The following is an 11,423-nucleotide window of genomic DNA, read 5'->3' as shown; positions in this document are numbered from 1 at the left end:
ACTCGGGAGGGTGTGGGAGAGTAGGTCACCGCCGGACAATCTTTGATTGTCGGGATTGGGCTCCACGCATACGCGTGGGGCCCTTTTCTGCGTTATGGGGCCTTTGGAGGTGCTCTTCGGAGGCGAGGGGCATTTGTCGGAAACCTATGTCGGAAACTTTGTCGGCGGCAACGGGGCGTCCCGCAGATGAGGTTCCGCACCTCAAGCGACTTCGACGAGGACCTCAAGCGGCTAGGACGAGGAGTGGCACGAGCTACGCGGGTGGCAGTGTCGGCTACAAGACCGGCAAGTTCGACTGCTACGGCCCCGGTAAGCCGGCCAATGCCAACGCCTATGCGTACGGCACGATGTCGGGGCGTTACTCGGCTCGCATCCCCGTCCGAATCGGCTGGGCCGTGCTGTGAATGGTCCTGCTGTGAATGTCCGCGCTGTGAATGTACGACTGAGAGGGCCGGCCTGGTAAATCCGGTCGGCCCTCTCTGCGTGTACCCGCATGTGCGCCCACGCTGGCAGCGGACCGGCGGACGTGCACGTGCGCTCACACCGGTACCGGACCGGTACCGGATCGACGGAGTCGTGTGCGCTTACATCGCGACCGCTCTGCGGAGCCGTGCCTACACTGCGACCGCTCTGCGGAGCCGTGCGTACACCTCGATCTCGATGAGCATGCGGGGATCGGAGAGGCCGCACACGAGCATCGTCGCCGCTGGGCGGATCTCGCCGAAGTAGCGGCGGAGGGTTGGCCAGCACGGCTCGAAGTCCGCCCGATCGGGCAGCAGGTAGCGGACCCGGACGACGTCGGCGAACGTACAGCCTGCTTCGGTCAGCGCCGTCCCGACGTTGCGCAGGCACTGCTCGGCCTGTTCGACCACGTCGTCGGAGATCGTCATGGTCGCGTAGTCGAATCCGGTGGTCCCGGAGACGTGGACCCAGTCGCCGTCCACTACGGCCCGGGCATATCCGATTTGCTCCTCGAAGGTGGAGCCGCTGAAGATCGCGCGTCGTGCTTCTGTCAGTTCTTCTGTCACATCCGGAAGGTCTTCTGTCACATCCGGAAGGTCTTCTGTCACATCCGGAAGGTCTTCTGTCACATCCGGAAGGCTAGACGAGCTGCCGTGATACGTCTAAGACGTCTCGCCAGATGGTGTGATATCTCTGCGCGTATGGAACGTCCTCAGCTCGCGCTGCATCAGCTCTACGCGTTCGCCGTTCTGGCCGAGGAACTGCACTTCGGGCGGGCCGCTATACGGCTGGGTGTCGCGCAGCCGCCGCTGAGTCAGCAGATCAGGCGGCTGGAGGAGAGGGTCGGGCATCCGCTGTTCGAGCGAGGGCCCGGCGGAGTCGTCCTGACGTCGGCGGGGCACGAACTGCTGCCTGCCGCCCGGCGTGCGCTCGGCGAGGTCGCGGACGGACTGGAGGCGGCGCGGCGCGTCGGTGGGGGAGAGGCCGGGCGGATTCGGGTCGGGTTCGCGGCGTCGCTGGCGTTGACGATCCTGCCGGGGATGCTGCGGGCCTACCGGGATCGCTATCCCGGGGTGGAGATGGAGATCAGGGAGATGACGACGGCGCCGCAGGTGGCCGCGCTCTTGGAGCGTTCGATCGACGTCGGGCTCCTGCGGGAGCCGCCTGACGATCCGGGGCTGGCCGCCGAGGTTGTGCTTTCGGAGGAGTTCGTGGTTGTTCTGCCGGTTGGTCATGTTCTGGCCGGGCGGCGGGTGGTTCCTGTCGCGGCTCTGGCGGAGGAGCCGTTCGTGCTGCTGAACCGGGACGCGGGGCCGACGGTTCACGATCGGATCGTGGGTCTGTGCCGGTCGGTGGGGTTCGAGCCGCGCATCGGGCAGTACGCGGTGGAGTGGGCGACCGTCTCTGCGCTGGTCGAGGCGGGGCTTGGGGTGTCCCTCGCACCGGCGAGCGTGCGCCGGATTCGGCTCAAGGGGGTGGCCTATCGCCGGATCGAGCCGGACAGCGCGCGCACCACGGTGGCGATGTGCTGGCGGCGAGACGATGCGGATCCGCTGGTCGCTCGTTTTCTGGAGGTGGGTAGGGGGAGCCTCCCCGGCCCGCTCTAGCCATGGCCGGGATGGGATGGATTACTTCATCGACCCCGGTGAGGGCCTCGGCCAGGCCCTCACCGGGGTCGATGTCCACGCCGGTGGCTCGGGACATCGGCACAACCCGGTGTCCCCGTTCAGTGAGGACGTCGACGACGTGGCGTCCCAGCCGCCCGGTTGCTGCGACCACGGCGAACTTATTGGTGCTGGGAGACCGCCGTGAGCCGCTGAGGCGCAACGACCCGGCGCATCATCGGCCGACAGCGGCGGGATCACCACCGCGTCGACCTGGTCGAGCCGCGGCCCGCTGAGGCCAAGAAGCGGCGACGTTCGGCCGCTAAGACCTACATGCCTTGATGCGTACATACGCTCTGAGGTATGTTTGCTGGCATGAGCGATGTCATCTGGGCGGCTCTCGTGGATCCCCATCGGCGAGCGGTGCTCGATCTGCTGCGTGAGCGGGATCGGTCGGTCACGGAGCTGGTCGACGAGCTCGGTGTCACCCAGCCCACCGCGTCCAAGCATCTCCGGGTGCTCCGGGCGGCGGGGCTGGTCCGGGTGCGCAAGGACGCCCAGCGTCGCATCTACGCGATCGATCTGGAGCCGATCGCCGAGCTCGATCAATGGCTGGCCCCATACCGGCGGCTCTGGAACGACCGGCTCGACACCCTCGGGCGCCACCTCGACGAGACGGACACAGGCGCGAACACGAACACGGACACGGACATAGGCGCAGACATAAGCGCAGACATAGGCAAGGAGTCATGATGGACCGCGGAACATACGTCGAGATCGACGGCCGTCCAGCCGTACGCTTCCAGCGCACTTACCCCCACCCGATCGAGCGGGTGTGGCGGGCGGTGACCGAGCCGGGCGAGCTGGCCCACTGGTTCCCGCAGGCCGTGGCGATGGACGCGCGGGAAGGCGGCAAGATCGAGTTCTCCGACGATCCGCATATGGACAGCATCGTCGGCACCATTCTGGTCTGGGATCCGCCGCGGCGCTTCGCCTTCACATGGGGCGGGGACGAGCTGCGGCTGGAGCTGGCGCCTGACGGTGCTGGTGGGTGTACGTTCACGCTGGTCAACGTGATTCAGACGCGGGACGCGGCGGCGCGCAACGCGGCAGGATGGGCGGTGTGCCTGGCCGAGCTGGACAAGGTCGTGGCCGGGCGGCCGGCCGGCGGGCCGCACGGCGAGAGCGCTGAGTCGTGGCGTGAGCACTACGACGCCTATGTCGCGGACGGCCTGCCGTCGGGAGCCGAGATTCCCCAATAGTGTCCTAGCCTGGCCCTCCGTCCGCCGGGAGAGCTTCCCTGTTGCACGAGTGGTCGGCCGCGCCCTCGTCGATGAGGTCCTCGTACACCCCGACCTTGTAGTTGATCAGGTCCATGCACTCGCTGAGGTTCGCCATCTGGTTGATCAGATACTCGCGGTGCCGTCTCAGCAGCGCGAGCCGTTCCGCCTCGTTCCCCGCGCCCTCTCTGACGAGCTCGGTGTAGCGGCGGATCGCCGCCAGCGGCATGTCGGAGGCGCGCAGGATCATGCACAAGGACAGCCACTCGATGTCCTGCTCGCTGTAGAGGCGGTTCCCGCCGGCACCGCGGCGCACCGGACTGTGCAGGATGCCTTCGCGCTCGTAGAAGCGCAGCGTGTGAATGCTCAGCCCGGTCCGCTCCGCGACCTGCCCAATGCTCAAAATATCCGGCATGCCGTACAGGTTAGGGCTTGATCTAGAGTTGGCTCTAGATCCTAGGATGCCGCGCATGACCATGCGTTACCGCACTCTCGGCGGCACCGGCATAGAAGTAAGCGTCCACTGTCTCGGCGCGATGATGTTCGGTGCTGTCGGCAACAAGGACCACGATGACTGCGTCCGCATCATTCACGCCGCGCTCGACCGGGGGATCAACTTCATCGACACCGCGGACATGTACTCCGCGGGTGAGTCCGAGGAGATCGTCGGGAAGGCGATCGAGGGACGCCGCGACGACGTCGTACTCGCCACCAAGGTGCACTTTCCCATGGGGGAGGGCCGCAACCGGGGCGGCAATTCGCGGCGCTGGATCGTCAAGGAGGTCGAGGAGAGCCTGAGGCGCCTGCGGACCGACTGGATCGACCTCTACCAGGTGCATCGCCCCGACCACACGACCGACATCGAGGAGACGCTCTCCGCGCTGACCGACCTGGTACGCGCGGGGAAGATCCGGGCCTTCGGCTGCTCGACCTTTCCGGCCGACGAGATCGTCCAGGCGTATCACGTCGCCGAGCGCCGGGGCCTCCAGAGGTTCAGGGCCGAGCAGCCGCCCTATTCGCTGCTCGCCCGGGGGATCGAAGCCTCGGTGCTGCCGCTCTGCCAGCGCCTTGGAATGGGGGTGCTGACGTGGAGCCCGCTCGCGTCCGGCTTCCTGAGCGGCAAGTACAGGAAGGGGCAGGCCATCGATCTCACCACCGGTCGCGCCTCGCTCACGCCGGCCCGGTTCGATCCCTCGATCCTTGGGAACGCGGCGAAGTTCGACGCGGTGGAGGAGCTGGCCGAGGTCGCGGACGGCCTCGGTTGCTCGCTGCCCGAGCTCGCCGTGGCCTTCTGCGCGGCGCATCCCGGCGTCACGTCGGTGATCACTGGACCCAGGACCATGGAACAGCTGGAGTCGCTGCTGAAGGGGGCCTCGCTCACGCTCGACGACGCGGTCCTCGACCGGATCGATGAGATCGTGCCGCCGGGGGCCAACCTCTACCACCCGGACGGCGCCTGGACCCCGCCGGCGCTGTCGGACCCCGCCCGGCGTCGCCGCCCGCTGGTGGAGCGCGCCGCAGGCTGATCGGCCGCATGGCGCCCGTCGTGGTTGGCGTCGCTTGGAGAGGGATCCCCCTTCGGGGGAGTGGAAGAAGACGGCCTGTCGTGGTTGGGGTCGCTTGGAGAGGGATCCCCCTTCGGGGGAGTGGAAGAAGACGGCCTGTCGTGGTTGGGGTCCCTGGGGAGGGATCCCCCTTCCGGGGGAGCGGAAGGGGGCAATCCGTCGCGGTTGGGGTCCCTCCGGGACCCAACCGGTTACTTCGGCAGGACCAGCAGGGCGTCGCCGACGCCGCGCTCCACCCCGTCGGACGGACGATTGACCAGCTTGTTGCCCACCACCATCGCGGTGGAACCGCCGCCGTCCAGGTTGACCGCCTGCTTGGCGCCCAGCCAGCGCATGAACTGCGCCGCCTCGATGAAGTTGGCCCCCACCGACACGCCGGGCTGCCTGCCGTCGATGGTCGCCAGGATCAGGCTGCCGTTGCGGGTGGTGCCCAGCAGCGTGCGCGGGTGGCGGCGGAGGATCATGTTCACGGAGTCGTGGCCGTCACGCTTGGCGGTGATCTTGACGTGCCCGTTCCTGACCAGGCCGACATTGCCCCCGATCACGCTCAGATCGGGCGTCAGCTTGAGCGCCTTGCCCGCCCGTACGTCCACGACCTTGGTGTCAACCTTGACGGTTCCGCCTTCCGCCGCGTGCGCGTTCAGCCATTCGGCGGCGACTCCGGCGGAGCCGTGCAGGACGCGGGAGCCGGCCGGTACCTCGGCGCCCGGCGCGCGTAGTGCCACGACCTTGTCGTTGGCGTCGAGCACCGCGTCGGCGCCGTTGTCCGTGGGCGTCTTGGCGCCGTACTCCGCGGTGTAGAGGATCAGCTCGTCCGCCGCCGCCGCGCGGTTGACGCCGTTGACCACCAGTTTCTGGCCGTCCTGCGCGATCGCGGTCACGGTCGACTTGAGCTCGGTGATGCGGGCCGTACGGCCCTTCAGTACAACGGCGGAGCGGCCCGGCACGGCCTCGCTGAGCAGCCTGCCGCCGACCACCGAGATGCCGACCGGCTCGCCGCGCAGGTTCTTGGCGGTGTGGATGTTGAAGAAGCCGCCGTTCACGGCCGCGATCGCCTTGTTGGCCTTGGCCATCGAGGAGACGGTCTCGCGGGCGGCGACGCTGCTGCCGAGCGTGGAGCCGTACGAGCCGCGGAACTTCCTGGCGTCGATCATGACCACTTTGACGTCCCAGGGTCCGGTGGTCTTCATGCCGTCGTCGCCGACGTAGTCGACCCTGACCTTGAGACCGGCGTCCTTGAGCTTCTTGGCCGTCTCGGCGGCCTTGTCCTTGTCCGCGAACTTCCAGAGCCCGACCCGCACCATGTAGACGGTCTGGGCGGCGGCATCGGCGACCTTCGGCCGGACGACCTTCTGCAGGCTGGCCGTCTCACCCGTGGCCTCGACCTCGGCGACCTTGGCCTCGGCCGTCTGCTGCATGCCATAGTCGCGGCCGCTCGGCATCAGCACCGTGACGGTGTAGCCGTCGGTCGCCGTGCCCGCCTTCACGTTCCAGAGGTCGATGCCCGGCGCCACGCTGGTCATCGTCTTGGCCGGTACGGCCGGGACACCCAGCGGGAACTTGGCCGAGGGGAACGAGACCGAAACCTGCTCGGCGGCCGCGCTGGGTACGGCCGTCGCCGTGAGGACCGTGGCCATCGAAAGGCCGACGGCGAAGGTGCGTCGAGACATGAAAACTCCAGAGGGCGGGCAAAGGGACCGACCTATCCTGGCGAGATCATGGTCGCGGAGGCGGGGAAACACGCTAAACGGTCTGAGAGGTTACAAGATTGACATCCCTCAGCGGATTTTCCTGCGCGCACTGTGGGCGCGGCGTTACCGTGCGGTAGGCCGCGACCGAGCGGCGCACCAGTCCGAGAGGCAGCCGTGATGGGGCTGAGCATCCTCCTTGTGATCATCGCGAGCGTGATTCTGGGGTTCATCCTGGGCGCGTTCATCACCCGTCCGCGCGGATGGGTGATGTACCCCGACGACCGGACCCGCCCCGACGTGACGCGCGATCCTCACGAGTGACTACGAGCCGGCGCAAGCCGCACAGCTTCTGGGTTCCGTGCGGCTTGCGCCTATCCCTACGCCTACACCTAGAATGAGGCGCATGACACGCATCAGCATGTGGTGGCGGCCGACAGACGGCCCCTGATCTCCGCATGCTCGGGCCGTCCTCAGGACGAGCCCGGTGCGTGGGTTCTTCTTCAGGACGGCATGACCTGAAGAAAGGAACCCATCATGAACCACGTCGTGCTCACCGGAGATCGCCCCACAGGGCCGCTCCACCTGGGCCACTACTTCGGCACGCTGGCCAACCGCGTCGCCCTGCAGGACGTTCACCCGATGTACGTGCTGGTCGCCGACTATCAGGTGATCACGGATCGGGATCTTCCCGGCGCGATCCAGCAGAACATCACCGCCTTGGTCCTCGACTACCTGGCCATCGGGCTCGACCCCGCGAAGGTGACGATCTTCCAGCACAGCGCGATCCCTGAGCTGAACCAGCTGCTGCTGCCCTTCCTCAGCCTGGTGTCCGTGGCCGAGCTGAGCCGCAACCCGACCGTCAAGGACGAGATCGCGCACAGTACGCAGCAGGCGGTCAACGGCCTGATGTTCACCTATCCGGTGCACCAGGCGGCCGACATCCTGTTCTGCAAGGGGACGCTGGTGCCGGTCGGCAAGGACCAGCTGCCGCACGTGGAGGTGACCAGGCTGGTGGCGCGGCGCTTCAACGAGCGCTACGGGGCCGTCTTCCCGCTTCCGGAGGCCATGATGGGCGCGCGGCCGCTGCTCAAGGGCCTGGACGGCGGCAAGATGAGCAAGAGCCGGGGCAACGCGATAGCCCTGTCCGCCACCGAGGACGAGACGGCGGCGCTGATCCGCGCGGCCCGTACCGACTCTGAGCGGCTCATCACCTTCGACGAGGCGAACCGGCCGGAGGTGGCGAACCTGCTCACCCTGGCCGGCCTCTGCCTCGGCCGCGCGCCGGAGTCCATCGCCGACGAGATCGGAAACGGCGGGGCCGCCGCGCTGAAACGGCTGGTCACCGAGGCGGTCAATGAGTTCCTGCGCCCGATGAGGAAGCGCCGCCTTGAGCACTCGGCGGCCGATGCCAGGCAGGTGCTGACGGACGGCAACGAGCGCGCCCGTGAGCGGGCGATCGTCACGCTCGGGGAGGTACAGGCGGCGATGGGCTTCTAGCGGGCAGGTACGGGCAGCGCTGGGGTTATCTGCTGTCCCGGCGGAACGACTCCAGCGCCAGCAGTGCCACGTGCAGGGACAGGCACGACTCGACGTCGTCCAGGTCGGTGTCGAGGATGCGTTCGAGGCGGCGCAGCCGGTCGTAGAAGGCGGGCCTGGACAGGTGGGCCTTCTGGGCGGCCACCGCCTTGTTGCGCCCCGCGTCCAGGTAGATGCGCAGGATGCGGGCCAGGTCGCCGCCCCGCTGCGCGTCGTGCGCCAGCAGCGGGCCGAGCTCGCGCTCGGCGAACGTCTGCAGCCTGGCGTCGTCGCGCAGCAGGTGGAGCAGCCCGCGCAGGCGCAGGTCGGGCAGCCGGTAGAAGGCCCGGCCGTCGGGCTGCCGGACGGCCACGTCGGCCACCTGCTCGGCTTCGAGGAAGCTGCGGCGTACGTCCCTGATCGACTCCACCACCGAGCCCGAGGCCAGCACGAACGCGGCGCCGGGCTTCCACAGGACGCGCAGCCGATCGGCGAGCGCCGTCAGCGCGGGCTCGGCGCCCGAGCGCGGGGGCAGGGGGAGCAGGACGCCGACCCGGTCCTGGTCGAGCGCGCCCACGAGGGCGGGCATCCGGGCGTCTCGGCAGGCGGCGGCGGTGGCCTCGGCCAGCTCGCCGAGCTGCGCGTGCCCGTCGAGCGCCTGCTCGACGGGGTCGGTCGGCCGGATGACGACGCTGACCAGCTTGCGCCCGGTGAGCGGCACGCCCACGGCGCGGGCGCGGGCGGCGGCCTCGTCCGGATCGGCGTAGGCGTGCGTGAGGATGCCGGTGATGATCGTGCCGTGCGCCTGGCGTTCGAGGGACTCCTGGTGGCGTTCGAGCAGGCGGCCCAGGGCGAGCGTGGTGGCGGCGCGCTCGGCGAGCACCAGGTCGCGGGGCGACGGCGGCCTCTCGCAGATCAGGATCAGCCGGCCCCAGTCCTGTCCGCGCGCGCCGACCGTGGTGACCAGCCAGCCGGAGGCGGCGTCGAAGGCGGTCCGCTCGGCTGGTGCGACCGCGCGTGACCTGCTCTCCCAGCCGGCCAGCAGCGCGCCGGCGTCGCGGCCGGCGGACTCGCAGGCCAGCACCTGGTGGGCGAGGTTCTCCAGCAGGACCGGGCGGCTGGACAGCCGGGCCACCTGGACGAGCACCTCGGCGGGTGAGGCGCCCTCCACGGACAGTTCGGTGAAGACCTCGTGCAGCTGTTCGGAGGCGCGCAGCTCCTCCAGCTGGATGTCGATGATCCGCTCGTGCACGGACTCGGTGATCTGCACGAACGGCGTCTCGCGGGTCAGCACGATCAGCGGCAGCCCGAGCTCCTCCGCCGTCTTGACCACCGCGCGGGGCAGCTCGCGGACGAACCGGCGGCCCAGCTCGACGATCAGCCCGGAGGCGCCGACGGCGGACAGCTCGCCGATGTAGTCGGCGAGCTTCTCCGGGTCCTCGGGCAGCGCCACTCCCGTGGTGAGCACCAGCTCCCCGCCGCGGAGCAGGTGGGCGATGTCGGCGATCTCGCCGACGTGCACCCACCGCACCTTGGTGTCCAGCCGGTCGCCGCCCGCGACCACGCGCGGGTTACCGCGGCGGACGGTGTCCAGGGCGAGGACGTCGGCGATGGTGGGCAGCACGCGCCCGAGCCTAGCCGATCAGCCTGTAAGATCGGATAGGTACCGATTTACAGAGTGCCAATCACGAGCCCAGTTCGTCCTCCCTGAATTCCCGGGCGGCCTTACGCACCCGCAACTCCACGCGCCGGATCTTGCCGGAGATGGTCTTGGGCAACTCGCCGAATTCCAGCCTGCGCACGCGCTTGTATGGTGCCAGCTCGCGCCGCGAGTGCTCGAAGATGGAGCGAGCCGTCGCCTCGTCCGCCTCGAACCCGGGCGCCAGCGTCACGTAAGCCTTGGGTACGGCCAGGCGCACCGGATCGGGCGCGGGCACCACGGCCGCCTCCGCGACGGCCTCATGCTCCAGGAGTACGCTCTCCAGCTCGAAGGGTGAGATGCGGTAGTCGGAGGCTTTGAAGACGTCGTCGGTCCTGCCGACGTAGGTGATGTAGCCGTCGCCGTCACGGGTCGCGACGTCGCCCGTGTGGTAGTAGCCGCCCCGCATTGCTTCACTAGATCCCCCGACATATCCGGACATGAGGCCGAGGGGGCGGTCGGCCAGCGGCAGACAGATCTCGCCGTCGTTGCCCTCCTCCCCGGTGATCGGGTCGAGCAGCACGATGTCGTAGCCGGGCAGCGGCCGGCCCATCGACCCCGGCTTGACCGGCTCACCGGGCACATTGCCCACCTGGGCGGTGGTCTCGGTCTGGCCGTAGCCGTCCCTGATCGTCAGCCCCCACGCCTTGGCGACCTGGTCGATGATCTCCGGGTTGAGCGGCTCGCCCGCCGCGACGGCCGTACGCAATGGCAGCCGCCACGCCGCCAGGTCCTCCTGGATGAGCATCCGCCACACGGTCGGCGGCGCGCAGAAGGTGGTGACCCGCTCGTCGCGCAGCACCTCCAGCAGCGCGACGGCGGAGAAGCGCTGGTAGTCGTGGATCAGCACAGTGGCGCCCGCGTTCCACGGCGCGAACACGTTGCTCCACGCGTGCTTGGCCCAGCCGGGCGAGGACACGTTGAGGTGCACGTCGCCGGGTCTGAGCCCGATCCAGAACATGGTCGACAGGTGGCCCGCCGGATAGGAGGCGTGGGTGTGCTCGACCAGCTTGGGCTGCGAGGTCGTGCCCGAGGTGAAATAGAGCAGCAGGGTGTCGCCGGCCCGGGTCGGCCCGTCAGGGGTGAAGTCCGCGGCCGCCTCGCGGGTCTCGGCGTAGGGCAGCCAGCCGTAGGCGTCGCCGACCGCGATCCTGGTGTAGCCGCCGTCGCCGAACTTGCCCGCGTCGGAGGCGTTCGCGATCACGTGGGAGACGCCGCCGCGTTCGACGCGCTCGACGATGTCCTTGGCGGTCAGCAGCGTCGTGGCCGGGATGATCACCGCGCCCAGCTTCATGGCCGCCAGCAGCGACTCCCACAGCTCGGCCTGGTTGCCCAGCATGAGCAGGATCCGGTCGCCACGTCGTACGCCCTGCTCGTGCAGCCAGTTGGCGACCTGGTTGGAGCGGGCGGACAGCTCGGCGAAGGTGTAGGTGACCTTGCCGACGATCTTCAGCGCGACCGCGTCGGGGGTCTCGGCGGCCAGGACGCCGTCGAACCAGTCGAGTGCCCAGTTGAAGTCCGTCAGCTCCGGCCAGCGGAACTCGCGGCGAGCCGTCGGGTAGTCGGCTTCGAGGAGGAGGTCACGTGCGGCACGGAAATCGCTCATG

General features: G+C 68.8%; 12 protein-coding genes. 7 read left to right on the top strand and 5 right to left on the bottom strand.

What is annotated here, in order from left to right; all coding sequences use genetic code 11:
* Positions 1-614: 614 nt before the first annotated feature.
* Entirely contained in the window at positions 615-1,028 is a 414-nt protein-coding gene (locus AB0H88_RS43505; protein ID WP_357654647.1) for a RidA family protein, read from the bottom strand.
* A 135-nt stretch (positions 1,029-1,163) separates the two neighbouring features.
* Between AB0H88_RS43505 and AB0H88_RS43500 the strand changes: the two genes are divergently transcribed.
* The 4 genes from AB0H88_RS43500 (at position 1,164) to AB0H88_RS43485 (ending at position 3,328) form a co-directional block, all read left to right on the top strand.
* Entirely contained in the window at positions 1,164-2,069 is a 906-nt protein-coding gene (locus tag AB0H88_RS43500) for a LysR family transcriptional regulator (protein ID WP_357654645.1), read from the top strand.
* Positions 2,070-2,085: 16 nt separating this feature from the next.
* Positions 2,086-2,274: a hypothetical protein gene (locus tag AB0H88_RS43495; protein ID WP_357654643.1), complete on the top strand. Its 189-nt coding sequence runs from the start codon at positions 2,086-2,088 to the stop codon at positions 2,272-2,274.
* 167 nt (positions 2,275-2,441) lie between these two features.
* Positions 2,442-2,819 (top strand): metalloregulator ArsR/SmtB family transcription factor, encoded by a 378-nt coding sequence (locus tag AB0H88_RS43490; protein ID WP_357654641.1) that lies wholly within the window; start codon positions 2,442-2,444, stop codon positions 2,817-2,819.
* A complete protein-coding gene (locus tag AB0H88_RS43485) occupies positions 2,816-3,328 on the top strand; it encodes an SRPBCC family protein (RefSeq protein WP_357654639.1) in 513 nt (170 codons plus the stop codon). The genes AB0H88_RS43490 and AB0H88_RS43485 overlap by 4 nt, the downstream gene beginning before the upstream one ends.
* 4 nt (positions 3,329-3,332) lie before the next feature.
* On the opposite strand, the gene AB0H88_RS43480 is transcribed toward AB0H88_RS43485, so the two are convergent.
* Positions 3,333-3,761, bottom strand: coding sequence for a MerR family transcriptional regulator (locus AB0H88_RS43480; protein WP_357654638.1), 429 nt, complete (start codon positions 3,759-3,761; stop codon positions 3,333-3,335).
* 55 nt (positions 3,762-3,816) lie between these two features.
* Between AB0H88_RS43480 and AB0H88_RS43475 the strand changes: the two genes are divergently transcribed.
* Positions 3,817-4,872, top strand: coding sequence for an aldo/keto reductase (locus AB0H88_RS43475; protein WP_357654636.1), 1,056 nt, complete (start codon positions 3,817-3,819; stop codon positions 4,870-4,872).
* 230 nt (positions 4,873-5,102) lie between these two features.
* Here AB0H88_RS43475 and AB0H88_RS43470 read toward each other — a convergent pair whose 3' ends face one another.
* Positions 5,103-6,581, bottom strand: coding sequence for a phosphodiester glycosidase family protein (locus AB0H88_RS43470; protein WP_357654634.1), 1,479 nt, complete (start codon positions 6,579-6,581; stop codon positions 5,103-5,105).
* A 219-nt stretch (positions 6,582-6,800) separates the two neighbouring features.
* Here AB0H88_RS43470 and AB0H88_RS43465 point away from each other — a divergent pair, with 219 nt between their 5' ends.
* Together AB0H88_RS43465 and trpS are read left to right on the top strand one after the other, a co-directional pair.
* Positions 6,801-6,923, top strand: a complete 123-nt coding sequence (locus AB0H88_RS43465) for a hypothetical protein (RefSeq protein WP_357654633.1) — start codon at positions 6,801-6,803, stop codon at positions 6,921-6,923.
* A gap of 213 nt (positions 6,924-7,136) precedes the next feature.
* Complete coding sequence (trpS, locus tag AB0H88_RS43460; RefSeq protein ID WP_357654631.1) at positions 7,137-8,099, top strand: tryptophan--tRNA ligase; 963 nt, start codon at positions 7,137-7,139, stop codon at positions 8,097-8,099.
* Positions 8,100-8,124: 25 nt separating this feature from the next.
* On the opposite strand, the gene AB0H88_RS43455 is transcribed toward trpS, so the two are convergent.
* Together AB0H88_RS43455 and AB0H88_RS43450 are read right to left on the bottom strand one after the other, a co-directional pair.
* The gene (locus tag AB0H88_RS43455; protein ID WP_357654629.1) at positions 8,125-9,741 is read right to left on the bottom strand and encodes a PucR family transcriptional regulator ligand-binding domain-containing protein; all 1,617 of its coding nucleotides are present in this window, start codon (positions 9,739-9,741) and stop codon (positions 8,125-8,127) included.
* Between the two features lie 61 nt (positions 9,742-9,802).
* The gene (locus tag AB0H88_RS43450; RefSeq protein WP_357654627.1) at positions 9,803-11,422 is read right to left on the bottom strand and encodes an AMP-binding protein; all 1,620 of its coding nucleotides are present in this window, start codon (positions 11,420-11,422) and stop codon (positions 9,803-9,805) included.
* Position 11,423: the final 1 nt, after the last annotated feature.

The sequence above is a fragment of the Nonomuraea sp. NPDC050680 genome (assembly GCF_040654555.1).
GTDB lineage: Bacteria > Actinomycetota > Actinomycetes > Streptosporangiales > Streptosporangiaceae > Nonomuraea.
The sequence above is the reverse complement of the archived record's forward strand: the minus strand, read 5'-3'. Positions and strand labels throughout refer to the sequence as shown.

Excerpts from the sequence above, each read along its gene's own strand:
- AB0H88_RS43500 (WP_357654645.1), top strand. The coding sequence starts at position 1,164 with ATGGAACGTCCTCAGCTCGCGCTGCATCAGCTCTACGCGTTCGCCGTT.
- AB0H88_RS43495 (WP_357654643.1), top strand. The coding sequence starts at position 2,086 with ATGGATTACTTCATCGACCCCGGTGAGGGCCTCGGCCAGGCCCTCACC.
- AB0H88_RS43490 (WP_357654641.1), top strand. The coding sequence starts at position 2,442 with ATGAGCGATGTCATCTGGGCGGCTCTCGTGGATCCCCATCGGCGAGCG.
- AB0H88_RS43485 (WP_357654639.1), top strand. The coding sequence starts at position 2,816 with ATGATGGACCGCGGAACATACGTCGAGATCGACGGCCGTCCAGCCGTA.
- AB0H88_RS43480 (WP_357654638.1), bottom strand. The coding sequence starts at position 3,761 with ATGCCGGATATTTTGAGCATTGGGCAGGTCGCGGAGCGGACCGGGCTG.
- AB0H88_RS43475 (WP_357654636.1), top strand. The coding sequence starts at position 3,817 with ATGACCATGCGTTACCGCACTCTCGGCGGCACCGGCATAGAAGTAAGC.
- AB0H88_RS43470 (WP_357654634.1), bottom strand. The coding sequence starts at position 6,581 with ATGTCTCGACGCACCTTCGCCGTCGGCCTTTCGATGGCCACGGTCCTC.
- trpS (WP_357654631.1), top strand. The coding sequence starts at position 7,137 with ATGAACCACGTCGTGCTCACCGGAGATCGCCCCACAGGGCCGCTCCAC.
- AB0H88_RS43450 (WP_357654627.1), bottom strand. The coding sequence starts at position 11,422 with ATGAGCGATTTCCGTGCCGCACGTGACCTCCTCCTCGAAGCCGACTAC.